This window comes from Francisella persica ATCC VR-331, from assembly GCF_001653955.1.
Taxonomy (GTDB): Bacteria; Pseudomonadota; Gammaproteobacteria; order Francisellales; family Francisellaceae; genus Francisella; species Francisella persica.
In genome coordinates this window covers 446,336-473,240 of record NZ_CP013022.1, presented here as the reverse complement: position 1 = coordinate 473,240, position 26,905 = coordinate 446,336, and the positions used below count along the sequence as shown (strand labels likewise).

The window sequence follows — 26,905 nt, the reverse complement described above, 5'->3', positions numbered from 1 at the left end:
GCTTCTATAATAGCTTTAGTATCAATTAATGCTACACACGACTTGTATTAATTACGAAAGCAGAATGATTTTATTAAACAAAGAGCTTTTTGGTCATATATTTAGTATCATCATTTGAAATGGTAATGTAAGCTTATATAGTATAAAAATCTACTAACTTAACATATACATGTATATCACTTTTGTTTATAAAAGGATCATAAACTAAAATTTTTTACCAAATCCAGACATAATTTGACTAAAAGCTTTATCAATATTACCAAAACCTATTATTTCTATAGGTTTTGATGAATATCAAAACCTTCTAACACCTATATATTAAAATTACTTCCTTTGACTCTATTATAAGTCTTATGTATCTTACGATTTAAACACAATAAAAGTTAGTCGATGATTAGAGTTAAGTTTAGAAAAGTACTCTTTGTCATACTTTTTTTGTGGAGTAGAAAAATATTTTCATAAAAATATTCTTAGTGGTTTTATTTCTAATTATTATCAACTAATATATCAAATCTGGGTATTTTAAAAATAGTGAAGCAAATTTTAAAAGATGAAATAATTTCTGATGTAATTGAAAAGTTATAAGTATTATGATTGATAAAACTATAACTAATCTATTGCTTTTGCAGTAAAACATAACTAAATTGTAGATTTTAGTATATATGTTTTAAAAATATTTTATCCTAAAACTTAAGCTTAATCATATTGCTTTAACATAAGAGATCTAGAAGTTTCAGAAAATTTTTATACAAATATTCTTGATTTTAAGAAAATATATAGACCAAACTTCAAATCCAAATATGGTATAAAGTTGAAGATTTTTGCCTTCACTTAATACTTTCAGAAACAATGACTGGATCTTATAATCCAATAAATAAAACAGCTCAAATACACCTAGCAATAGCTCTAAATGATAAATATTATTCTAATATTTAACAAATTTAAAGTCTTAGATACTGGAATAATAAGTGAAGAATTTAGTAAAGAAACAAATGCGAAACAATATTTTTTATATGATATTAGTTTTAATATGATTGAAATAAATAATGAAACAAATTAGAAACTAATTTACAGATATTCTCTTATACTTAATATTAGTAATAGCATCATACTTATCACCAAGACGGCGTTTTTTATCTTCGATATAAGCATCGTAGTTACCCTCAAACCAAACTACTTCACTATTACCCTCAAAAGCAAGCATGTGAGTCGCAACACGGTTTAGAAACCATCTATCATGCGAGATAACCATAATACAACCAGGGAAGGCTAATATAGCTTCTTCTAGTGCTCTTAAAGTCTCTACATCAAGATCGTTTGTTGGCTCATCTAGTAAGATAACATTACCACCACTTCTAAGTAACTTAGCAAGATGCACACGATTTCTCTCACCACCTGATAGCTGAGAAATATATTTCTGCTGACTAGTTCCTTTAAAGTTAAATCTACTGACATATTGGCGTGATGGGATAGTGTATTTACCAACTGTGATCATATCTAAACCATCAGCAATTTCTTCCCACACGGTTTTGTTATCATCTAGAGCATCGCGTGATTGATCTACATAAGCTAGATGCACTGTTTCACCAAGCTCGATCTCACCACTATCAGGAGTTTCTTGTCCTGTAATCATTTTGAAAAATGTTGACTTACCAGCTCCGTTAGCACCAATTATACCAACGATAGATCCAGCTGGAATATCGATATTTAGATGATTGATAAGTATCTTATCATCAAATGATTTAACGATATCTTTAACCTTAATTACATTCCTACCCAGTCTTTCTCCTGGTGGAATATATAATTCTTGTGTTTCATTACGCTTTTGGAACTCTTGTGAACTTAACTCATCAAACTTAGCAAGTCTTGCTTTTGATTTAACTTGACGACCCTTAGCATTTTGACGCACCCATTCTAACTCTTCTTTTAGGGCTTTTTGGTGAGCAGTTTCACGCTTTTCTTCCATCTCTAAACGTTTTTCTTTTTGCTCTAGCCATTGTGTATAATTACCTTTAAATGGTATACCTTCGCCTCTATCAAGCTCAAGAATCCATTCAGCAACATTATCTAAGAAATATCTATCATGCGTAACAGCTACAACAGTACCTTTGTATTCTGCTAAGAACTTCTCTAACCATGCCACAGACTCTGCATCTAAATGATTAGTAGGCTCATCTAGTAATAAAATATCTGGAGCAGATAATAACAATTTACATAATGCAACACGACGAGCTTCACCACCTGATAATTTAGTAACATCAGCATTCCAAGGTGGTAAGCGTAAAGCTTCTGCAGCAACTTCTAGTTTACGCTCTATTTCCCAAGCTCCAGCAGAATCTATTGCATTTTGTAGATCACCTTGCTCTTCAAGAAGTTTAGCCATTTCATCATCAGATATCGGCTCACAGAATTTGATACTGATTTCATCAAATCTAGTAAGCATATCTTGTAAGTGCACAAGGACTTCTTCAACATTACCACGCACATCTTTAGTTGGATCAAGTTTTGGTTCTTGTGGTAAATAGCCTATCTTTACACCTTTGCGTGGCGCTGCCTCACCAACAATCTCTGTATCAAGACCTGCCATAATTTTAAGAAATGTTGACTTACCAGAGCCATTAAGACCTAGTACACCAATTTTTGCACCATCGAAAAAAGATAATGAAATATCTTTAAGTATATATTTATTAGGCGGCACAACTTTGCCAACCCTGTGCATTGAATATATATATTTTTCAGCCATGAAAATATCTTCTAAAACTTAAGATAGGAAAATTATAACAGATATATAAAATGACTCTATAAATTACAGCTTAAAAAATAAAAATATACCGAAAATAATAAGTAAAAAAAGTACAATCAAAAATATTCTACAAAAGCTTTTAAATGTTATTAATAACTTTGGATTAAGATTTAATTTTATCAATCTTTTTTGATATTTTTATTTTGATTCACCAACTTTTTTTATTAGGGTTTAGATCATAATTTTCATCTGTAGAATAGGTTTTAGCTATGGTCCTCCTAATGGGATATATGTTTATAAAAAAATAGTCAAAAATATAAGAAATAAAACCCCTATAAATAATAAATAAAACAGTCATGTTGTATTACTTTTAACTATTTTTCATAGCCAATATATTAAATAGAATCATTAGCTACTTCAAACTTTAAACATCACCAATCTAAACACCATAAAAAGAAACATACCATCTGCAATATTATCTTCTTTTACTCCTCTAAAGATTCATCTGAGTATCTGCATAAGTCAAACATACTTTTAAAATCAGTATATAACTTATAAAAATAAATTTTCTAATCCTCAAGGTAGCCCTTCACTTCTGAGCTAAGAAAGATTTTTTGAAATTTGTTTTATTAACCCATATTCAAAAAAGAAAAACAGTTTGCAACAAATTACTCTAGCTTATACTAGTATTACTTGCTTACCTTATGTGCATTTCTCAGATCATAGTTTATTTGATAGAAATAAAACTCTGTGGGCTAGCTTCGCAATCAAGGATGAAAATAAAAGGTGAAATATTCAAAGAAATTGATAAAAAATAACAAGCTTGACATAGCTATATGAATAAGTGCCTATGAACCGTGATTTTATGCGTTCTATCCATGCTACGCCAAAGGAAGCTAATAAAAATATCCATAGATATTAAAGCTAAGAAAACTATAGGCATGCATTGGAACTATTAGACTTACGCCAGAGTTTTTTTGAACTACCAAAGAGATTTAAACAGGCCTCTATATAATCAGTAATTATTATGGTCAAGAAAATACTTTAATTTTAAAGATTGGTAAAACTATAATATATAAAATTATTTTTAAATATTTCTTGCAAAAACAATCAAAGTTAAACCTAAAATATAAGTTATAAAAATTAATAATATAATTTTATTTGTGACTTTTGGAGCTTTAGCAAATTCTTTCGAAATAAACACTCTCCAAAAAGCTGCTATTATTGCTACTTGTCATAAACCATAAGAAATAGAAAGTCTAGCAATACTGGAATGCTATAAAGTTCAAACAACCAATTCTACAGATAAAACAACATCTAAGATAACTATAGTGTGTAACTGGAGTTCATTGTGAAAAATATCCTTTAAATTTAAGTTTTTTCTTAAAATAGGAAATTTAATCATCCAGCCATTGATTATAAAGTTTGATATAAAATCCTTAACGCAAATATAAAACTAGCTGTATATGGTGTCATCAAACCAGATTGAGGAACCACAAAATCACTTGATATAGACTTTAAATAACTAAAGGATAGAAAAAGCCCGTTAAAATACCTGAAATAATTGATTTGTTATCAGAAATACGCTTATATATAACCATATAGATAATAATTGCTGCAAAAGTACACTTAAAACTCCTAAAAATAACTCTATAGGCTAACCTAAAGGTGTTTCTATATAATTTGTTATTACACCTCTATAACTAAGGCTAAACCAATAGCTAAAGGAAATGCTACAGACATACCAGCAATATCGATAGCTGCCACAAGTAATATTATTGGCTAAATTAAAAACTACACAACCCATAAAAGCATAACCTAAACCATTTTTATGATAATATTGAGAAAAGTTAACACCAAATACACCAATTAATGAATAAGCAGAAAAATCCCTAAATAAAGAAACCACTGGTTTTGCTGAGATATTTATTAAGTATAAGTTTGTTTTTGCTCATTAAGCTCAATATTTTAACTGGTATATGTCAATACTTGTTTGACTTGTTGATCAGTAGTTGGCGGTATGTTTTTCTCCAAAGTTAAGCTGTAAATTTGACTATCTGTATTATATTTCTCCGTAACTTTAATATTTGGTGTACCTGATTGGCTATACTATCTTTTAAATAAGCTAAAATCACAATTATTTGCATCTACCATAGTATTCGCAAGTAACTACCTGACTATCACGTAAATATAAAGTTTCATACCTTTCTGGAAACTATCTTCGCCTAATATAGTATAAATCATTCTAATTACTTCTGCGCCCTTATTAGTAAATAAGTAACAGCATAGAAATTATTCATCGATATATGAATCAGGACGGATAAGATGAAATATTGGACTAGCATCTTCAGTAAATTGTAAACTTCTGATTATGCGAACATCATCAATACGCTTTACATATCTTGAATTCAGATCAGAGGTGAATTCTTGATCTCTAAATATGGTTAATCCCTATTTTAGACTTAATTGAAACAAGTGTCTCCATGTAACTATATTGCCTGTCCAGTTATTAAAATACTCATGACCGACGACATTTTGTACCAACTTAAAATCTTTATCAGTTGCTATTTTATCACCAGCCATAGTATGTTTGGTATTAAAGGTATTTAGACCATTATTTTCCATCGCATCAGCATTAAATCTGGCACAGTTACAATCATAAATGTAAGATTGTACTCGAGATTAAATCTTTGCTAATCCCATTTCATTGAGTCCTTAACAGATTGCATAGCATAATGACATTTATCTATATCTTTCTTAAAAGCATAAATCTTAAGATTAACTTTACGTTTTGATTTTGTAATATAGGTATATTTTATATTTGCTAAATCACCAGCTACAAGCATAGATAAGTAACAAGGTTTAAATGGATCTTTTCACGTTGCAAAATGCAGTGAATCAGAAATATCTCCTGAATCAATCTTATCTCCATTTGAGAGAGAATAACATGGTATTTGCTTGTCAGCAATAATTTTGATAGTATAAAACGACATAACATCATGTCTATCTAAATAGTATATAATCTTTATTAAATCATGTAGCCTCACATTGAGTACATAACGCATCTCCAGATTTATACAAACCTTCTAAAAAATTAGCATAAGGATTAATCTAAATAACTTTCTGTAAAATAATGTTATTAGGAGCATTATGGATAATCAGCTAATTTTTATCAACACTAAAATTTGACTCTAATAGATCTGAATCATATATTTTAATCGATAATAGTTTCAAATCAACACTATCTAAAACTAATCTATTATTTTCTCGATTTTTAGGATTGGTAACAATATGTTATGCTATAGTTAAAAGTTTATAACTAGACTTGTATGAAATAATTTTAAAAACATATTGCTTGAAATTTTCAAATATGATCACATATTCAAATTGAAAGGTGTGAGAACATAATTCAGAAGGAGAACAAATATGAGTAAAGAAATTAGATATAATCCATTTGAACTAAAACATTCTATCAATGATCTTTTTGATAATTTTTTTAGTTTCCCTAAAAATTATAAAGATGAAAGATATTTAGAAAATATAAATCTAGATATCATTGAAGATGAAGGTTCTTATAATGTCACTGCAGATTTAGCAGGAGTAGAAGAGAAAGATATAGATATAGAACTAGATAAAAATAAACTATATATAAAAGCAAAGCGCGAACACTTACACAAAGATAAAAAGCACCATGTACAAGAACGTTATTATGGCGAGTTTCAACGTAGTATAAATCTACCTGATAATATAGATAGTGATAAGATAGAAGCTAAGTATAATAATGGTATATTAAGCTTAAATATTCCTAAAAAAGAAAAAGATAACACTACTAAAAAAATATCAATAAAATCTTAGTAATTTCTAATTACATCAAAAACTTCATTTAACTTATTTTGATCTTTTTGACATGGCTCAGATTCTACACCTAAATTAATATCATAAGCTTAACATTTTAAACCTATTGCTTAAGCTATATTTTTAGCATTAAGACCACCAGCAAGAATCATATTTTTTTTATATCTTTTATAAGATTCCAATCAAATGCTTTACCAGTACCACCAGCCTTACCATCTACTTGAGCATCTAACAGATGATTAATCCACATTATCAAAAAAAATTTTGAAGAGTTTTATCTACTCCATAAGCTTTCCATATTTGACAGTTTCTATGTAGTTTTAATTTTAGAGTATCTATATACTCTTGATCTTCATTTCCATGTAATTGCACGGCACTTAATTTTAGTACATGATAAGTATCTGCTACATTTTCTATCTTAGCATGTACAAATACGCCTACATAATTTAATATAATTTTTTTATCTGTTTTGCCATGACAAAATCTACATAGTGATGAGATCTCTCAACAAAAATAAATCCACCATATATAGCTCCAGCATCATAAGCTTTTTATATATTTTTTTTTAAAAGTTAAACCACAAATTTTATTAAATCCATAAAATATCTTCCTAACCGCAAATTCTAGATTACGCTCAGCCATAATATAACTACTAATAAGAAAACCACTTACATAGTTTCTAAGATCACATACTTCTTGTTTTTTTGTAAATGCCTGATTCTAAAATTAGAGTAAATCACTTAGGTATTTTTTTTGAGCTAAAAGACATGTAGTATTTAAATCTATGGATAGGTCTCTAAGGTTGCAACTATTATAATTACTTTTTAGATTTTATACGATCTTTCAAGTTTCTCTTCATTACTAATCTCTGTAAGTATTCCCATACCAAGACTATTAGCAACTTTTGCTATTTTTTTATACTCACTACCATCAAGTACTGAAAGCATCAGTAACGCTGCATAAGCTTGATAATGTCGTAAATATTATTTGATATTTATATACTATAAAATCTTTACAAAGTATAGATTATGTAACTTGCTTTCTAACAATCCTAGATTTGCAAACTAACCAAAAAAACTCTTCACCTGTGAGCACAGATATTACATTTGCATAGTTTTTTTTGTACACAGCTGCAATTTCATTTAAATCCTTTAGAAGGTTAACTCTTTTTTATATTCTAAAATAAATACTGCTCTATTTTCTATCTGTTTTGATAACTTATTTCTGATATATATATAGTGAAAGTAGTCTTTTTTTCAAAAAGCCACTTTATTTTTGCTTCAACAATTCTTGTTAATGTAGTTTCCATTTTTTACATATTTTTTGAAGTTTCTGTGTTTTGATAATTCTATATAGATTATATCTATCAAAATCTACTTTATAAGCTCTCTTTTTAGAGTTATCTGCGCAAATTTCTTACTATTTATCTATTATCACATCAGGAAGCTCGCCATCTACTCTAGAGACTTCATGATTAAGTTCAATTACAATAGAATTTAAGTCTGTTGGTACCTCAGACTCATTTACTTCATAACCTATCAAAAGAGTATATGATACTATATGATTACATAATTATAGTAAACCAATACTACATCTTGAGATAAGTTTTAACCATTAATATACTCTAAAAATTCTCTATTAAAGAATAGCTACCAAGTCTGCTCAAGTAGATTTTCTCTACCATTAGAAACCTTTGTTACTACACCAACTACTTTCATGTTTTTTTATTTTTATTTTAAATATAGTTTTTCACAGTTAATATCCGTACCCTGAAAATTTTCAGCTATAATATAAATATAGATGAATTACAAATAGTTTTCTAGTATCAGAATAAAATACTAAATTTTATCATAAAACAAATAGTTATTATAATGTAAATATTATGAGTTTTCTAAAACAAGACATAATTTTTTCATCTAATCTTTTCTCATATTACGCAACTGTATACTTCAAATCATCATCAGTCTAATTCTGACTCTATACAATATGTGAGTCAAAAATTTTCTGGATTTTTTACTTATATTTATTCACCTATTTTTTAATATTTTCACTAAATATTTCTTTCACTCTTGCATAGCAATCTTTTAAACATTAGAACATCTAGTTACCGTATAAATACTAATACCTATTTCTTTAGATATTTACTTTTGAGATTTAGATTTATTTATATTTTTTTTTGTTAAAAGCACTCTTTTACTTAGCTGTTTTTTATCTTCTTTAGTTAATAAAAAAATCACAAATAATTATTAATATTTTGTGGATATAAATTTCAAGATAAAGTATTAATTAATTGCTGACAAGCATTATATAATTATATTCATACTTTTTAAATTGATTATATATTTTTATAAAATTACACCATTACAAAATAAATAACAATAATTAATATACAAACACTCTTATGCCAATTTAACAATATCTAGTTAATTCACTATAAATTAATATTATTGATTTACATAATAAAACTTTAAAACTACTATGGTTAAATAAATTAAGGTCTAGATCAAGATATCAGAAGTAAAAAGGGGAAAACTGAGTTAAGAACTAGACCTTAATATTTATATGGCGGAATGGACGGGACTCGAACCCGCGACCTCCTGCGTGACAGGCAGATATTCTAACCAACTGAACTACCACTCCATTATGGTGCCGACTGCCGGACTCGAACTGGCGACCTACTGATTACAAGTCAGTTGCTCTCCCCACTGAGCTAAGTCGGCGGCTATCAGGATACATTATAGCTCTTTTTCTAAAGCTGTCAACAATGTTTTAGAATTTTTTTAAATTTAATGGAATTATATCGTATTGGTTATATATATGACTATTTTCTACCTTTAAGTAAATGTTTTTTTGTATTTCTAATTCTAATTCTGCCAGCCAAATAGATTCTTCTTTTTCAATATAATCAATTATTTTTTCAGAAGAAATTAGTAAAAAATCATTATAGCTTGGATAATTTTTTGATTCTGACTTTATTTCTCTAAAAATATCGTAACAAATTGTTTGTAATGTTTTGACACTTCCTTTACCATTACAATGTTCACACGGCTGACACAAAGTTCTAAGCAAACTCTCATGAACCCTTTTACGTGTCATTTCAACTAACCCTAGCTCTGAAATATCACTTACACTAGTCTTAGCCTTATCAAGCTCTAGTTCTTTTTTTAAGGCTTCTAAAACTTGTGTTTTATGTGTTTTATCCATCATGTCTATAAAATCTATAATTATTATGCCACCTAAATTTCTAAGTCTTAGCTGCCTAGCTATCTCTTTTGTAGCTTCTAGATTTGTCTTAAAGATAGTCTCCTCAAGATTTTTTGTACCAATATAACCGCCTGTATTGATATCAACAGTTATCATTGCTTCAGTTTGTTCTATAACTAAATAACCACCTGATTTTAGATATACAGTTTTATCTAGAGCCTTATTTATTTCATTTTCAATATCATACTCTTCAAAGATATTATGCTTTTGATAAAGTTCTATTTTATCTCTTAAACCAGGAATATATTTATCTGTAAAATGACATATTTCTTTATATGAATCGATATTATCTACAAGAATTTTATCTAGATTATCATTAGCAAATATATTGATAGTTTTGATTATTAAACTAAAATCTTCATAAACAACACTAGGTTTAATGATTGTACTAGAAATATCTAAAATATCTTGCCATAAGTTATTTAAAAATTTTATATCATTTTCTAATTTTTCATAACTCGCACCTTCAGCAGCTGTCCTTAGAATATATCCACGTGGATTTTCACTTTGAGTAATTTTTTTAATTGATTCTAATAATCGTTGCTTTTCTTGTTCATTAGTTATTTTAAGCGAGATGCCTATATGATCTAAATCAGGTAAGAAAACCACAAAACGTGAAGATACTGATAAATGTGATGTTAATTTTACGCCTTTATTACCTATACTTTCTTTGACTACTTGCACTAAAACCTCTTGACCTTCTCGTAACCATTCATTTATATCTTCAGTGTTTATTTTTTTGAGTTTGAAATTCTCATCAGAGTCATCATCATATTTCTCTAAAGGTATAACTTCTGATAAATGTAAAAATCCAGCTTTTTCCAAACCAATATCTACAAAAGCTGCTTGTATCCCAGGAAGAACCCTAATTATTTTCCCTTTATAAATATTTCCAACAATTCTTTTTTGATTATCGCGCTCTATCAAAATTTCTTTGAGAATATTATTTTCTTTTATTGCTATTCGTTGCTCATATTTGTTTATATTCAAAAAGATTTCTGTATTAAATGACATTAGAAAAATGTTTTAAATTTTGTTAACAATCTATTATAAAGAAAAATATTTTTTTTTTTGAATATCCTTTATATTATATTATTATATATTACTTTGTTTTATTTATATTATTATTTATTATGTGCGTATCTCGTTGTGCATAAATTTATAAAATATAAATATATCAATATTTAAACGTGGATAAAAATAAATGTATAAGCATGTAAAAAAGTAGTAAAAAGAATCTGAATAAAAATATGGATAAAAAATTATCAAATTAATTAACATAAATATTAACATATTTGTTAATAACTTATTACACAAATCTTGAAACAAAGAATAAACAAATTAATTAACATAATTATCCACAAGTATGCTTAATTATGATTGCTTATTTTTTTTTATTACAATAAAATCTTAGTTATTCATTAATACTTTTGCCTACATTTGGCTACCCTTTATATTTATAATGGATATTAGGGTATTTTTTTATATATGACTACATGGAATAAATGTTTAAAAAGAATAAAAAAAAAACTTTCTACGTTTGAATATAAAACGTGGATAAAGCCTATTCATGTAGAGCAAAATAGTAACTTATTCACAATTTATTGTAACAATGAATATTTCAAAAAACATATAAAATCTAAATATGGAAATTTTATTTTAGCAACAATTCAAGAGTGTCATGGTAAAGATTTAATTATTGAATATTCTAACAAAAAATTCTCTGGTAAAAAAATTACTGAAGTTATCACAGCTGGACCGCAAGCTAATTTTTTTAGTACATCAAGTGTTGAGATAAAAGACGAATCAGAAGAAGCAAAAGTAGTACAAGAATCTAAAATATCAAAAAAATACACTACTAAAAACTTTTCTTCATCACAAGAGTTATTTGGTTTTGATGAAGCTATGCTAATTACAGCAAAGGAAGCTGAAGAGTACTCTTTTGGTTTACCATTAAAAGAAAAATATGTTTTTGATAGTTTTGTAGTTGGTGATGCTAACAAAATTGCTAGAGCAGCAGCTATGCAGGTATCGATAAACCCAGGAAAATTACATAATCCTTTATTTATTTATGGTGGCAGTGGTTTAGGAAAAACTCACTTAATGCAAGCAATAGGTAATCATGCTAAAGAAGTTAATCCTAATGCTAAAATTATCTATACAAATTCAGAACAATTTATTAAAGATTATGTAAATTCTATTCGTTTACAAGATCAAGATGAGTTTCAAAGAGTTTATAGATCTGCTGATATACTTTTGATTGATGATATTCAGTTTATCGCTGGTAAAGAAGGTACAGCTCAGGAGTTTTTTCATACTTTTAATGCTTTGTATGAAAATGGTAAACAGATAATTCTAACCAGTGATAAATATCCAAATGAGATAGAAGGACTTGAAGAAAGATTAGTTTCACGTTTCGGTTATGGCTTGACTGTATCTGTTGATATGCCAGATTTAGAAACCAGAATTGCTATTTTGCTTAAAAAAGCACACGATTTAGGTCAAAAATTACCTAATGAAACAGCAGCTTTTATTGCTGAGAATGTACGTACTAATGTCAGAGAACTAGAAGGTGCTTTAAACAGAGTGCTTACTACCTCTAAATTTAATCACAAGGATCCTACTATTGAAGTAGCGCAATCTTGCTTAAGAGATGTTATAAAAATACAAGAAAAGAAAGTGAAAATAGATAATATCCAAAAGGTTGTCGCTGATTTTTATAGAATCAGGGTAAAAGATTTAACTTCTAACCAAAGGAGTAGAAATATAGCTAGACCAAGGCAAATAGCAATGAGTTTAGCTCGTGAACTAACATCACATAGTTTGCCAGAAATAGGCAATGCTTTTGGTGGTAGAGACCATACGACAGTTATGCATGCTGTCAAAGCTATAACTAAATTAAGACAAAGCAATACTTTAATATCGGATGATTATGAGTTGCTTTTAGACAAAATTTCTCGTTAAATAAAATTAGTAACTTTATCAAAGGGGTTTTTTAAAAATGAATTTTGTATTAAATAGAGATGACTTACTAAAACCTTTACAATCTATGCTGTCAGTGGCAAATAGTAAGAGTACAATGCCTTTACTATCGTGTATACTATTTAACATTGATAATAATAATCTCAAAATTACAGCTTCAGAACTTGATATAGAAATATCATGTAATATAGCTGTTAGTTGTAATACAAGTATAAAGTTAGCATTAAATGCTGACAAAATTTACAATATTGTCAGAAGTTTGAATGAAAATTCAATGATTGATTTTAGAGTTGATAAAAATAAGGTAACTATTGTCTCTAATAATAGTACTTTTAATCTTATATTATTAAATGCTGATAATTATCCTATTATTGATAGTAATATAAATGAGCAAGCAAGTTTTGACTTATCTCAGCAAGATTTTCTTCATATTATATCTAAAGTAGATTTTTCAATGGCTAATGACGATACAAGATATTTCTTAAATGGGATGTTTTGGGAAATTAATTCAAATCTACTCAGAGCAGTATCTACAGATGGTCATAGAATGTCTATTACAGAGTCTATAATTGATAGTAGGGTGTTAGATAGTGCTTCACAGTCGATAATACCAAAAAAAGCAATCTTAGAGCTTAAAAAGATAGTAGGCAAAACAGAAGAAAATATCAAAATTTGTCTTGGCAAAAATTACCTAAAAGCGATATTTGGCAATTATATTTTTATATCAAAGCTTATAGATGGTCGTTATCCTGATTATCAAAAAGTAATTCCTAAGAATAATACAAAATTGCTAGCTGTGGATAAACAGTTTTTCAAAAATTCATTATTAAGAACATCAATACTTGCTAATGATAAATACAAAGGTGTACGCCTGAACATATCACAAAATAAATTACTTTTATCAGCTAATAATCCTGATAATGAAAAGGCTGAAGATAAAATCGAAATTCAATATAATGATCAACCAATGGAAATTTGTTTTAATTACAAATACCTCTTAGATATTATAAATGTGCTTAGTGAAGAAACTATGACTATCTACCTTGATAACCCTAATATGAGCGCATTAGTTAAGGACGAAAAAGATAATAGTTTATTTATTATTATGCCAATGAAAATTTAGTAAAAATCTAATATTTTTAATAAATTGCTTTAACATCAGCTATGTTGCAAAATGAAAAAGCTAATAATTCTCTCATAAATACTAATAAAGATGATGCCCATGAAGATATGATTTCAATAAATGATAGATAAAAATCGCATAATTAGTACAAACTTTAGATCTTTGAATGTATTTGATAATATAAAAGAAAGTTTTAATAATAAAGTAGACCTGAAAATTCTGCTGATTTTATAACAACATTAATAGCAAAAATATCTATTATATGTAGCCAGTTTTAATAGATCTTGACTACATGCTTGTAGATATAGAAGAACAAACTATAGTAATAAGATACTTATTTAAGAAAGTCTATAGCTGAGTTGCGTAATAATAATTTTTTAGAAGATATATAATTCTACAAAGGGATGTATAATTGAACAACTAAGGTTAAATAGTTTAATCTGGCTTGGAAGCTCGCATAAACGTCATTTAGTAGAAATATATAATTATGTGGTACGTTATATGGAAAATCTTGTAGAAGAACGTGATCGACTGCAAATTGTAAAAGATGAAATTACCATTAAAGCTTTTTAACTGGGTTAAATGTTGCTGGGACACCAGGTGCGAAAATGTACATGCTTTTTGAATTTTTTAGTAATATTTATTAGTTTTAGTAGCCTTACAAATATATTTTTTTAAAAAAATAAAATGGTTTTGATAGCATTAAAGTTTAAGTTTTGATAACTTTTATGTTAAATTCTTTTTTTTTATTGAGAATTATCTTGAGTATTTTGTTGGTGAGTATTTTGTTGGTTTTTATTGCAGTATTTTTTACTATTTTGATTTTTATTGCAAGGACAGCTACACTCATGACCACAACCACAATGACCTTTGCTATGGTATTTAGTAGCAAATAATACTAAAACTATAGATATAACTACTAGCCAAGTATTTTCACGAACAGAGCCAGGAAAAATACATAAAATTAGTGTAATAATTTTTAGTGTTACAGCTACACCTAAAATTGTTAAAAATACTACTAATACATATAATCCTACTTGCTTGCAATAAGATTCATTTTCTTTAAATGGACATTTAATCATGATACTCTCCTTTTGATTATAGTTGCACTAACATTTTAACAAGAAATACAAGATTAATATAGCTAGGAGTAAATAAAAAATATTAATGTTTAATAATATAATTTAAAATAACAGTATAAAGAATAATTGTCAAAGATATCCAAGCAGTTATATTAGATGGGTCATGATTGATTAAAATTCCAAAGATAACACCAAATAAATGAACTAGATAATTAGTAAAATAAGTAAAGATTGGGCCAGTTTTATCAATTAAGCATAGAGAAAATAAACAATACAAGCGTAGAATATACCTAAGTATATTAACGAAAATAATGCAAAATTTGAAGAATTGGACTAAATAATAGCTAAAAACATAATTGTATAGTCGAAACTATAAGAATATTTCTTGAAACAATGATAGGATTATCATGTAAACAAGACTTACTTAAAAGCAGTAAAATGATGTAGTTGCTAGTAATATTGCTAGATATTCCATATATATAGAATGATTTTCAGTCACTAAACTTGGATAAAATAATACTAAAAGCCATACAAAGCCAATTGAAATACTCCAAAATATTGGCAAAAGTTATTCTAAGAGTTAAATTATTAAATGACCTAATAATACTAAAAAAGGCACTATTCCAGTTAAAATAGCCATAATTGACGGGCTATTTTTGTCTCTACGGAATTAGCATAAATGGTATAGTAGCTTCAAAAAATGCTATCAAATAATAAATAGCGAAATCTTTTTTGAAAGATTTTGATCTTAAGTATAAGAATTAGCAAATACTACAAAAGAACAATACAACCAATAAAAGATCTTGCAAAAGCTATTAAAATAGGTGGAAAATGTCCGATAGCTTCATTTTTGTAAAGTGAACTGAGATCTATAAATTATGCCTATAGTAAATAGTAAACATATACATTTTAAATAAACTTTTTTAAAAAATGAACTTATTTGCATCTTTATAACTTTTAGTTTAAGGTAAAAGAGATAGATAAAAGGAGATAATATGAAACTATAATTACCCTACCAATTTTAATTTCATTTAGTTTTAGCTATGCAAAAAAAAATTACAACTTACGCAAGCAAATATCCAAAATGCTCAGCAAGACTAAAATACTAAATAAGAATAGCCAAAATAGTATCTGTACAATCATAGCAATTATTTAATCAATACAAAACATCTTTAATATTTGAAGAAGTTTATTTTGAGTCTCATTTGTAAGTAGTGAGTTATATTGTCTTTTTACTAAAAGATAAGAGCTAGATGTAGTATCTCTACCATATAAGGTATAGCCATTTAAAATTAAAACTGCTAAGGTATAAACAGATAATTTTCATTGTAGAACTAATTATGTAAATTAAAATTAGCTAAATAATAGATGGCGGCGGGATTTGAACTATCAGCTATAAACTTTTATTTATATTGTTATAATTCTAGTACTATAAAAGTAGCTAAAAGTATGGATTTTTAAAGGGCTTTATTTACTTGGTAAAACTGTTTGAAAATGCTTTGTGGTGGAGGCGGCGGGATTTGAACCCGCGTCCACAAACTCTCGCTCTTTGGATCTACATGCTTAGGCTAATCTATTTGAGTTTAACTAAACTATTCCCCAATTAGCCAGGGTAATATTTAGCGAGTCTGTTAAATACAGCCTTAACTCCTAGACAAAAAGCAAAGACCGTCTTATGTGGAATATGAACGGATGTATAGATAGCGTCATAAGAAAGACTATCATATCCGTGCGCATCTAGATTATTAAGCTAGACTAGGCAGCTTTAACAGCAGCAAAGTTGCTGTCGTTAGCTACTACGCGGCTTGCTTTTTTATTGCCAGTTATTATTGGCATTTGTACTGTTATTAACAAGGTTACGGTACTTCCTTGGCATGCACCTTAGATTTTGACATTCATGTCGAAACCACATTCGCCCCCATTCAGGTGTATACAATTTATACCTTATTCTGATAAATGTCAAATTTTAAGTGGATTATTAGAGTAAAACATATATTGCAGATGATAGCGCTACAATCCCCACTGTAAGGATAAAGATATCTGCTAATAGGTTTTTATAAGGATTTAGATATTTGATTTTATAAATGCTATAAATAGGCATGATAAATAAAATTACAGCTAAAATAAGACCACCTATACTAGAAATCATATCTAAGATATTAGGGTTTAAATATGCGACAAGCCAGCATAATAAAAATACTATCAATAGTGTAATTGGCTTTATGGTTCTTTCACTAATTTTATTTTTTGCTATTTTACAAACTATCCCTTCTATACCCTCTTTTGAACCTAAGTAATGACCAAAGAAAGATTTACTCATAGCTACTAGAGCTACAAATGGGGCTACATAATCAAGAGAGTAATTATTAAAATGACTTGATAGATAAGATAAAATAGAAACATTCTCTTGTTTTGCGATCATTAGCTCTTTTGGAGAGAGAGTTAGCATAGAGCTGATTACAAATATCACTACGGTGATAATCATCAAAATATTGCTAAAAGCTATTATCCTAGAGGCTTTTTTGTCTGCATCTTGTTTGTATTTGGTTTTTACATATACAGCTAAAGAAGATATAATCGGTGAGTGATTAAAAGAAAATATCAATATTGGCATAATTATCCAGATAGCTATCAAAATACCGGAAAAACTATGATTGTACTCGAAGCTATTACGTAGTATCTCGATATTCCAATATGGAATCATCCATAATGAAAGTACTAGCAAAGCTATGATAAACGGAAAAACCAGAAAGCTTATAACGCGGATGATAAGCTTCTGACCAAAGTTAATGATAAATACTAGCGAAAGTATAGTGAAAAAGCTTAAAAGAAATCTATTTTCGATATCATCATGAAGCTGATATTTAAAAAAGCTGGCTAGAGTATTTGTTATACCAACGCTGTAAACTAATAATATCGGCAAGATAGCAAATAAATATAAAATATTAAAAATAATTCCACCAAGCTTACCAAAATAGTCATAAGCAACTACTGTGATATCAGAGTCAGTATTTGGGTTAGATATAACAAATCTACATAATGCTCTATGTGATAAAAACACCATTGGGAAAATAAATACTAATATGACTAATATTGGGATAATTCCCGAAATTCCTGTTTGGATAGGTAAAAATAGCACACCGGCACCAATAGCTGTACCACACAGACTAAGTGACCACATTAAATCTTCATTTATTTTCATAGTAAAAATTAAAATTTAAAAAAGTTAATAGACACTTTAATGTAAAAAAAAGCATTTGTCAAAAAGCTAGGGTAGAAATCAGCTCACTAATTTTATATTTATGATTTTATTAGTAGTGATAATAGAGCCATTCTAATTGGAATGCTATATTTAATTTGCTCAAAATATTTAGCACAGTCAAGCTCATCAATAGATCTATCTATCTCATCAACTCTTGGTAAAGGATGAAGAATTATAAAATTGCTTTTAGCAGAAATATGTTTTCTGTCTAAATAGCAATGATCTTTATTGTTTAGATAACTTTCTTCACCTGAAAACCTTTCTCTTTGGACACGAGTTACATACAATACATCTAAATCTTCTAAAACATCGGCACTAACTGTATCTAATTCAGTAACAGGGTTTCTATTTTTCATAACAAAGCTTCTAAGCTTTTCAGGAATCTTTAATTCTTGAGAAGATATAAACTTAAAAGAAGAATTATATTTAGCAAGTATATTAGTAAGTGAATGAACTGTGCGTCCATATTTTAGATCTCCTAAGAAGCCAACTTTTAAGTTCTTAATCGAGCCTTTTTCAGAATATATCGTATATAAATCTACAAGTGATTGAGTAGGATGTTCATTATCACCATCACCTGCATTTATTACAGGTGAATTGACATATTTTGAAAACTCTTCAACACTATGAGGCTTAGGGTGACGTATAACGATAATATCAGCATACTGATCGATCATTCTGCCTGTATCATCAAGAGTTTCGCCTTTTTGTGTTGAGCTTGATGAGCCATTTTCTAGTGATATGACTTTACCGCCTAATCTATTCATAGCATATTCAAATGAAAACCTTGTTCTAGTACTTGGTTCAAAAAATAAAGAAGCTAGAATTTTGCCTTCTAAATCTTTGATAGGTTGTGATTTAGCGAGTTTATCTTTGTAAATATCAGCTTGATTAAATAGTTTATTTAAATCATTTTTAGTGATTTGATCACCGCGTAGTAGCTTTTGAAATGATAGCATTTATAATTCCTCAATATTAATATCATGCTGAATTTATTTTAGTATATCACGATAGATAGTGATTTTATTGAGATACTGAATACACTTCGACTTTACTTAGTGACCTATAATAGTTCAGGATGACTTATTTTATTTCTATTATCCACTTTGGTACGAAGTAGTGGCAGTTGTATACTGATAGGGTATTTTATTAACTATTAATCCATTCTTTAACAGTTTTAACATCAAAATCATTATTGATTTTGCGCATATCTTTGACAGCGGTTACAAACGCCTCAAAAGCTCCAATAGTTGTTACATAAGAAACTTTACTCATAATAGCAGCTCTTCTTAATGCTAAACTTATTTTTAGCTCTTGTCTTATTGAGGTATTAACCAGTAAGTCAACTTCACCTGCTTCGATAGCTTTGACAGTATTGTGTACTTGATGGTTGCCAATATTATCAGAAGCTTTATCAAAGAGTTTACATTGTAGACCATGCTCTCTTAAGAAGATTTTGGTACCTTTAGTTGCAAAGATATTAAAACCAAGATCTATCAGCTCTTTAACTGGCTGAAGTATCTTGGGTTTATCAGCATTACTTACTGATATTAGGATATTTCCTTTTAGTGGGAGCTTGTTAAAAGACATCTCTTGGGCTTTGTAAAATGCTACACCAAAGGTTCTATCAATACCCATAGCTTCACCAGTAGACTTCATTTCTGGACCTAGATAGCAATCGACATTAGCAAATCTACCAAATGGGAATACAGCTTCTTTAACAGAGAAGTGTCTAGGTATTGGATTGTTTAAAATAAAATCTGAAAGTTTCTTACCAAGCATAAGTTTAGTTGCGATATTTGCAATACTGTTACCAGTAGCTTTAGCAACGAATGGCACAGTTCTTGATGCGCGGGGGTTTACCTCAATTACATACAATTGCTCATTTTGATAAGCAAACTGAACATTCATTAGACCAATTACATTTAGCTCTTTAGCTAGTTTGATAGTAGCTTGTTTGACTTCTTCAATCTGCTCATTAGTTAATGAACGAGTTGGTATCGAGCAAGCTGAGTCACCTGAGTGAATACCTGCCTCTTCGATATGCTCCATAATACCTGCAACGAAGACACGCTCACCACCATCAGCAAGTGCATCTACATCTAGCTCTATAGCATCTTCTAAGAATTTATCAATCAAGATAGGTCCTTCAAGAATACATTTACTATTAGCCTTGATATAAGCATCTAGCTCTTCTTGTGAATCGACAATTTCCATTGCTCTACCACCTAAGACATTAGATGGTCTCACAACGACAGGGTAGCCAACATTAACAATCTTTTTCTTTAATTCATTAATTGTATATGCAATTGTATTTAAAGGCTGTTTTAGACCAACTTTATCAAGTAGCTCTTTGAATCTCTCCCTATCTTCAGCTAGATCAATCTTATCTGGATCTGTACCAAGTATAGGAATATTATTCTCATGCAGCGCTGATACTAGTTTTAGTGGTGTTTGACCACCAAACTGTACGATCACCCCAAGAACCTCACCTTTACGCATCTCATTTTTGATAATGTTTAAGACATTTTCGGCGCATAGGGGCTCAAAATATAACTTATCAGAAGTATCATAATCTGTAGAAACTGTCTCAGGGTTACAGTTAATCATGATGGTTTCTATGCCTTCTTTTTTGAGAGATTCCGCAGCGTGAACACAAGCATAATCGAATTCTATACCCTGACCAATACGGTTAGGGCCACCACCTAGGATTATAACTTTCTTTTTATCAGAAATTTCAGATTCACAATCACGGACGATTTCTTCATAGCTATAGTGTTCATAAGTAGAGTACAAATATGATGATTGTGATTCAAATTCAGCAGCGCAAGTATCGACTCTTTTAAATGTAGGATAGATTTCTTTACCAAATCTAAAATTTCTAATATATCTTTCTGTTCTGCCGACAAGCTCAGCAATTTTTGCATCTGAGAAGCCAATATTTTTGTAAACAGAGAACTCTTCTTTGCTATTTGGTAAACCAGTTTTTTTAAGTTTTTCTTCAGCATCAACAATAATTGCAATCTGCTCAATAAACCATGGATCTATCTTACAAGCATCATGAATTTCTTGTTGTGATACTTTGTATCTAATAGCTTGAGCTACTCTTAGAATACGCATCGGTGAGAATTCTTCTAGTGATTTTAGGATAACTGCTTTATTCTCTTGTAAAGATTTCGACTCATCAACACCAGGAATTTCAACTTGATCTAATCCTGTTAAGCCAGTCTCAAGAGAGACTAAAGCTTTTTGTAAACTCTCTGCGAAAGATCTACCAATCGCCATAGCTTCACCAACTGATTTCATCTGCGAAGATAGATTCGATGGTGTGGTAGGGAATTTCTCAAATGTAAAGCGTGGAATCTTTGTAACTATATAGTCAATTGTTGGTTCAAATGATGCTGGAGTAACTTTTGTGATGTCATTATCAATTTCATCAAGAGTATAGCCAACCGCTAGTCTTGCCGCTACTTTTGCGATTGGGTAACCTGTAGCTTTTGAAGCTAATGCCGAAGATCGGGATACACGCGGGTTCATTTCAATAACAACTAATTTACCATCTTTAGGATTCACAGCAAATTGCACATTTGAACCCCCAGTTTCTACACCAATTTCTCTAAGTACAGCAATCGAAGCATCACGCATAGTCTGGTACTCTTTATCTGTCAATGTTAGCGCTGGCGCTACGGTGATACTATCGCCGGTATGGATACCCATTGGGTCTATATTCTCAATTGAGCAAACAATAATTGAGTTATCAGCTTTATCACGGATAACTTCCATTTCGTACTCTTTCCAACCTAAGATAGATTCATCAATTAAAACTTCATTAGTTGGCGAGAGGCTCAGACCATTTTTGACTATTGCTTCAAACTCTTCTTTGGTATTAGCGATACCACCACCATTACCACCAAGTGTAAATGATGGTCTAATAATAGCAGGTAGTCCAATATCTTCTAGAGCTTTATGAGCCTCTTCCATAGATTGCACTACAACGTTTTTAGGTACTTCTAAGCCAATTTTTGCCATAGCTTTGTTAAATCTTTCCCTATTTTCTGCTTTATCAATAGAGTCAGCTTTTGCACCAAGCATCTCGACACCATATTTTTCCAAAATACCAGCTTTGTATAAAGCTAAAGCGCAGTTAAGAGCAGTCTGACCACCAACTGTAGGTAAGATTGCATCGGGCTTTTCTCTAGCAATAATTTTACCAACACTCTCAACTGTAATTGGTTCTATGAAGATCTTATCAGCAGTTGTAGGATCTGTCATAATTGTTGCTGGATTTGAGTTTACAAGAAAGACTGTGTAACCATCTTTTTTCAAAACTTTACATGCTTGAGTTCCTGAGTAGTCAAACTCACATGCTTGACCAATAACTATTGGACCGGCACCTAGTACTAAAATACTTTTTATATCTGTTCTTTTTGGCATATTATTAATTCCCTTTCTTACTTTCTGCTATCATCTTGGTAAATTCATTGAATAAATACTTACAGTCATGCGGACCTGGTGAGCTCTCTGGGTGATACTGTACTGCAAAAGCAGGTCTATCTTTAAATCTCAAGCCTTCAACAGTATTATCAAAAAGCGAGCTCATATGAATTTGAATATTATCAGGAACATTGTCATCACAAATCACAAAGCCATGGTTTTGGCTAGTGATAAGGACTTTTTTAGTATTAGCATCGAGAACTGGTTGGTTTACACCACGATGGCCTTTGTACATTTTCTTGGTTTTTAATCCAGCAGCTAAGGCTAATAACTGGTTGCCTAAACAAATACCGAATATTGGCATTTTGACTTCTAGAAGTTTTTTTATGACTGGCATAGTATAGTCAGAAGTTGCAAACGGGTCTCCAGGACCATTTGATAAGAATACGCCATCAGGATTATGCTTCATAATATCTTTATAAGTGCTATCAGCAGGCACTACAGTTACCTTAAAGCCAGCATCGACAAGGTTTCTTAGTATATTGTATTTGACACCATAGTCGATAACTACAACATTATATTTGTAGTTTTGTTGCTGCTTATAAACTTGTTGACCTAGTTTGAAAGTATGCTCATTCCAATCATACTCTCTATTTGTAGTGACACTGATTGCTAGATCTCTACCGTTAAGGTTAGATTTATTTTTGATACGCGATCTTACATAGTTTGCATCGAGGAATTCACCTGGCTTGACTGATAATATCGCTACTCTTACAGCACCTTCTTTGCGTACTTTACGCACGATTGCACGCGTATCAACACCACAGATACCGACTATATTTCTATTTTTTAGCCAAGTACCGATACTTTTTTTAGCTCTAAAATTTGATGGACTGGTGAGATTCTCACGTACGATTAAGCCTTTAGCAAATACTCCTAGGGACTCGTTATCTTCATTATTGATTCCAACATTACCAATGTGAGGGAATGTAAAAGTGATAATCTGACCGGCATAAGATGGATCTGTTAGAGTCTCTTGATAACCTGTCATTGATGTATTGAAACAAATTTCGCCGTCTGTCCAACCACGAACCCCTATTGATCTACCTAGATAGTATGTACCATCTGGAAAAACCAATATTGCATTAGTCATATCGTTAGCTAATATCATAATAGAACAACCTTACTGTGATAAATGAAACTTGAAGAAAAAAGCTGTTTGAAAAAGGTTTTTATCATTACTTTTTTTTACAAAGTTAATTGGGCAAATTGAAAACATTTTAGGCATTTAGTTGCCATCTGTAAAGGTTATTTTCTTAAGTTTTACATAATTTATATTTTGGTATAGTTTCAAGGCTATTTTTATACTATAATTAATAATTTACAGCTTAGATTTATTAATTTGGCTTTAGCAGTTATTTTTATTCACTGCAATTATAACTGGGGAACCTAGCTATCATAACTTACCATTACTGTAATTAATCAAGAGTGTAACTTAGGCATTTTGCTAAGAAAAAGATATGTAATTTAATCTTTTACTAGAGAATTATCTTGATCAAAGTATCTATGTACTATCAAGTCACACTAATCACACTCTGGTTATTGCTCAAAGTTTGCTTATGAACAATATTTAGCTGTATTGAATACCTACAACTTACCAGCATAGCAAAACAAGACAAAAGAAGTTCAGCCTAATTTTGCAAAATGGCAGCAAATACTGTAATTATTAGATAATAAAATATAAGGGCTAAATGATATTTTGGAGATAGGAGATGTTTTGATTGTTGCTAAATAGCATAGCAAACCTTTTCCAGAAGGTTTATCTCAAGTATAATGCTGATAAAATAATTACTCTTAAAGGTTGTGGTTTAGCACAATTGTTTAAATCGCAAAAAGTTGCCTATATTATGGGTGAATTGACTAATTAGAATGATCGAAGATCTAAATAATGCTGCTAGTGGTAAGCCTAAATATAAAATGACTTACTCCTCAGGACATGATCTGGCACTCTTAGAGGTAATGAGTACTTTAGGAGTACAGCTAGATAGGGCACCAGAATACTCAAGTAATCTGCAAATGGAAGTGTATGAAGATGGTTATGTGTATGCCGTTAAGCTTAGAGTATAATGGTAAGTATGTCAAGCTACCGATAATGGATAAAGATAATAGCTATACGCTAGATTCCTTAAACAAATATATCCAGCACAGATAAATAACAAATTTCAAAAATAACTCTATAAATTCTAAAGATTAATTAGCCAAATAAGCTAAAAAAATCACCATCTTTTACTTATCGATAGATATTTAAGTTTCCTAAAAACATATAGATGTTGTAACTATTTTTGTTATACTTTTGGGTGAAAATAGTAGGAGGAAGAAAATAAAATGTCGAATAAAAGTTTACTTATCAAAAATGCTACTGTTGTAAATGAGGGCAAAACATTTAAATCTGATGTTTTAGTCGAGAATGGTAGAATTGCCCAAGTTGCTGCAAATATAGATAAGCTGTCAGAGCAAATTATAGATGCTACAGGTCTACATCTATTGCCTGGTATGATAGATGATCAAGTGCATTTTAGAGAGCCTGGTTTTATGCACAAAGGTGATATTGAGTCAGAATCGCGTACTGCTGTGATGGGTGGTATCACATCATATATGGATATGCCAAATGTAAATCCAGCAACTACAGTAGTAGAAAGACTAGATGAGAAAAAACAGCGTGCGGCAGCTAGATCACATGCAAACTATGCTTTTTATCTCAGTGCGACAAATGATAATGTTGATGAACTAAAACGCCTCAAGCCAAATGATGCTTGTGCTATCAAAATCTTTATGGGCGCATCAACTGGTAATATGCTAGTAAATGAACCTGAAACATTAGTAGGCTTTTTTAGAAATAGTCCATTGCTAATCGTAACGCACTGTGAAGATACGCCAATGATTGCAGAAAATGAAAATAAAGCGCGTGATAAATATGGTGAAAATGTACCTATGGACTTACATCCAGAAATTCGCTCTAGGGAGGCGTGTTTTAAATCATCAGAGTTAGCTGTTTCATTAGCAAAAAAATATAACTCAAGGCTTCATGTATTGCATCTAACGACAGCTGAAGAGATGGTGCATTTTGATAATACTATCCCACTAGAAGAGAAGCGTATTACGGCAGAAGTTTGTGCTCATCATTTGTTTTTCTCGAGTAAAGATTATGCCGATAAGGGCGCTCGTATCAAATGTAACCCAGCTATCAAAGAAGAAAGCGATCGTTTGAAACTTTTAGAATGTGTAGCAAATGATACTATCGATGTAATTGCTACAGATCATGCACCACATACATGGCAAGAGAAGCAGGATACATATTTTAAAGCTCCTGCTGGTTTACCGCTTGTTGAGCAGGCTCTTATCTCAGTATTAGAGCATTATCATGAAGGTTTCTTAACTCTTGAGCAAATAGTCCAAAAAACAGCCCATGCCCCTGCTATAGTTTATAAAGTAAAAGAGCGTGGCTTTATCCGCGAGGGTTATTATGCTGACTTGGTATTAGTAGATCTTAATAATCCGCATACTGTTACAGATGAGAGCTGTCACTATAAGTGTGGTTGGACTCCATTTGATGGTTATACTTTCCAATCAAAAATTCAGACAACTATTATTAATGGTGTAGTTAAATACCACAAAGGTAAAGTTGTTAGTGATCAAAGAGGCCAGTGTTTAGAGTTTAATCATGAGTTTTGATAACTATTTCTAAAGGGTTAATTTAAGGTGTATTCGTATTTATTCTATCACAGTATCTATTTAGAGTTAGTATTAAAGCCTTGTATAGAAGTGAGTAAACTATATGCTTTAATAAGTGAGAAAGTTTTAAGTAATATAGCAAAAATATCTAATGGTAATATAGAAGGAGAGATATTCTAAAAGAATTAGGAGCAAAGATAGTATCAATCACACATGCATACCATTTTGAAACTACAAGAAGAAAGATGCTATTATATATAGTACAACAGTTAAATCTTATAGCTAATACTAGAAAGGATTTAGATAAAAACTGGCTGTATCCATTAAAATTTTGAATAAAAAAATAATTAGCAGTTATATCTTTTAAAACAAATGGAAATAAAAAACGTTTTGTTCAAACTTACAAATATAAATGCATAATCCATCTA

Annotated in this window: 12 protein-coding genes, 2 tRNA genes, 1 other RNA gene and 5 pseudogenes; 6 read left to right on the top strand and 14 right to left on the bottom strand. The window is 29.9% G+C overall.

Annotation, left to right across the window (positions count from 1 at the left end):
* Positions 1-1,063 precede the first annotated feature (1,063 nt).
* Positions 1,064-2,743, bottom strand: coding sequence for an energy-dependent translational throttle protein EttA (ettA, locus tag FSC845_RS02305; protein WP_064461592.1), 1,680 nt, complete (start codon positions 2,741-2,743; stop codon positions 1,064-1,066).
* Between the two features lie 661 nt (positions 2,744-3,404).
* Here ettA and FSC845_RS08600 point away from each other — a divergent pair.
* A pseudogene (locus FSC845_RS08600) lies at positions 3,405-3,883 on the top strand (MBL fold metallo-hydrolase); the annotation flags it as partial.
* Between the two features lie 739 nt (positions 3,884-4,622).
* Here the strand turns inward: FSC845_RS08600 and FSC845_RS09555 are convergent.
* A pseudogene (locus tag FSC845_RS09555) lies at positions 4,623-6,037 on the bottom strand (DUF3458 domain-containing protein); the annotation flags it as partial.
* A 132-nt stretch (positions 6,038-6,169) separates the two neighbouring features.
* On the opposite strand from FSC845_RS09555, the gene FSC845_RS02295 reads away from it, so the two are divergent.
* Positions 6,170-6,598 (top strand): Hsp20/alpha crystallin family protein, encoded by a 429-nt coding sequence (locus FSC845_RS02295; protein WP_064461591.1) that lies wholly within the window; start codon positions 6,170-6,172, stop codon positions 6,596-6,598.
* Here FSC845_RS02295 and trpCF read toward each other — a convergent pair.
* From trpCF to FSC845_RS02275, 6 genes and pseudogenes are all read right to left on the bottom strand, one after another.
* A pseudogene (gene trpCF, locus FSC845_RS09550) lies at positions 6,595-7,794 on the bottom strand (bifunctional indole-3-glycerol-phosphate synthase TrpC/phosphoribosylanthranilate isomerase TrpF); the annotation flags it as partial. The gene FSC845_RS02295 and the pseudogene trpCF overlap by 4 nt on opposite strands.
* A 223-nt stretch (positions 7,795-8,017) precedes the next feature.
* Positions 8,018-8,140, bottom strand: a complete 123-nt coding sequence (locus FSC845_RS09360) for a hypothetical protein (protein WP_257719637.1) — start codon at positions 8,138-8,140, stop codon at positions 8,018-8,020.
* Positions 8,141-8,629: 489 nt separating this feature from the next.
* Positions 8,630-8,885 (bottom strand): annotated as a pseudogene (locus FSC845_RS08570) (Trp family transcriptional regulator).
* Positions 8,886-9,161: 276 nt separating this feature from the next.
* Positions 9,162-9,238: transfer RNA gene (locus FSC845_RS02285), tRNA-Asp, on the bottom strand.
* Between the two features lie 4 nt (positions 9,239-9,242).
* Positions 9,243-9,318, bottom strand: a tRNA-Thr gene (locus FSC845_RS02280).
* Between the two features lie 49 nt (positions 9,319-9,367).
* Positions 9,368-10,876, bottom strand: a complete 1,509-nt coding sequence (locus FSC845_RS02275) for an Rne/Rng family ribonuclease (RefSeq protein ID WP_064461590.1) — start codon at positions 10,874-10,876, stop codon at positions 9,368-9,370.
* A gap of 474 nt (positions 10,877-11,350) precedes the next feature.
* On the opposite strand from FSC845_RS02275, the gene dnaA reads away from it, so the two are divergent.
* Entirely contained in the window at positions 11,351-12,826 is a 1,476-nt protein-coding gene (gene dnaA, locus FSC845_RS02270) for a chromosomal replication initiator protein DnaA (RefSeq protein ID WP_064461589.1), read from the top strand.
* Positions 12,827-12,863: 37 nt separating this feature from the next.
* Positions 12,864-13,967 (top strand): DNA polymerase III subunit beta, encoded by a 1,104-nt coding sequence (dnaN, locus tag FSC845_RS02265; RefSeq protein ID WP_064461588.1) that lies wholly within the window; start codon positions 12,864-12,866, stop codon positions 13,965-13,967.
* A gap of 746 nt (positions 13,968-14,713) precedes the next feature.
* Here the strand turns inward: dnaN and FSC845_RS02260 are convergent.
* From FSC845_RS02260 to carA, 6 genes are all read right to left on the bottom strand, one after another.
* The gene (locus FSC845_RS02260) at positions 14,714-15,049 is read right to left on the bottom strand and encodes a hypothetical protein (RefSeq protein ID WP_227806627.1); all 336 of its coding nucleotides are present in this window, start codon (positions 15,047-15,049) and stop codon (positions 14,714-14,716) included.
* 1,502 nt (positions 15,050-16,551) lie between these two features.
* Positions 16,552-16,969, bottom strand: a transfer-messenger RNA (tmRNA) gene (ssrA, locus tag FSC845_RS02255).
* A gap of 58 nt (positions 16,970-17,027) precedes the next feature.
* Entirely contained in the window at positions 17,028-18,251 is a 1,224-nt protein-coding gene (locus FSC845_RS02250) for an aromatic amino acid transport family protein (protein WP_064461587.1), read from the bottom strand.
* Between the two features lie 98 nt (positions 18,252-18,349).
* A complete protein-coding gene (gene pyrB / locus FSC845_RS02245; protein ID WP_064461586.1) occupies positions 18,350-19,270 on the bottom strand; it encodes an aspartate carbamoyltransferase in 921 nt (306 codons plus the stop codon).
* Between the two features lie 190 nt (positions 19,271-19,460).
* Positions 19,461-22,745 carry a carbamoyl-phosphate synthase large subunit gene (gene carB / locus FSC845_RS02240; RefSeq protein ID WP_064461585.1) on the bottom strand — a complete coding sequence of 1,095 codons (3,285 nt, stop codon included), beginning with the start codon at positions 22,743-22,745 and terminating at the stop codon, positions 19,461-19,463.
* 4 nt (positions 22,746-22,749) lie between these two features.
* The gene (gene carA / locus FSC845_RS02235; RefSeq protein ID WP_064461584.1) at positions 22,750-23,916 is read right to left on the bottom strand and encodes a glutamine-hydrolyzing carbamoyl-phosphate synthase small subunit; all 1,167 of its coding nucleotides are present in this window, start codon (positions 23,914-23,916) and stop codon (positions 22,750-22,752) included.
* 291 nt (positions 23,917-24,207) lie between these two features.
* Between carA and FSC845_RS02230 the strand changes: the two are divergent.
* Both FSC845_RS02230 and FSC845_RS02225 read left to right on the top strand, forming a co-directional pair.
* A pseudogene (locus FSC845_RS02230) lies at positions 24,208-24,977 on the top strand (acid phosphatase); the annotation flags it as partial.
* A 153-nt stretch (positions 24,978-25,130) separates the two neighbouring features.
* The gene (locus FSC845_RS02225; RefSeq protein ID WP_064461583.1) at positions 25,131-26,477 is read left to right on the top strand and encodes a dihydroorotase; all 1,347 of its coding nucleotides are present in this window, start codon (positions 25,131-25,133) and stop codon (positions 26,475-26,477) included.
* Positions 26,478-26,905: the final 428 nt, after the last annotated feature.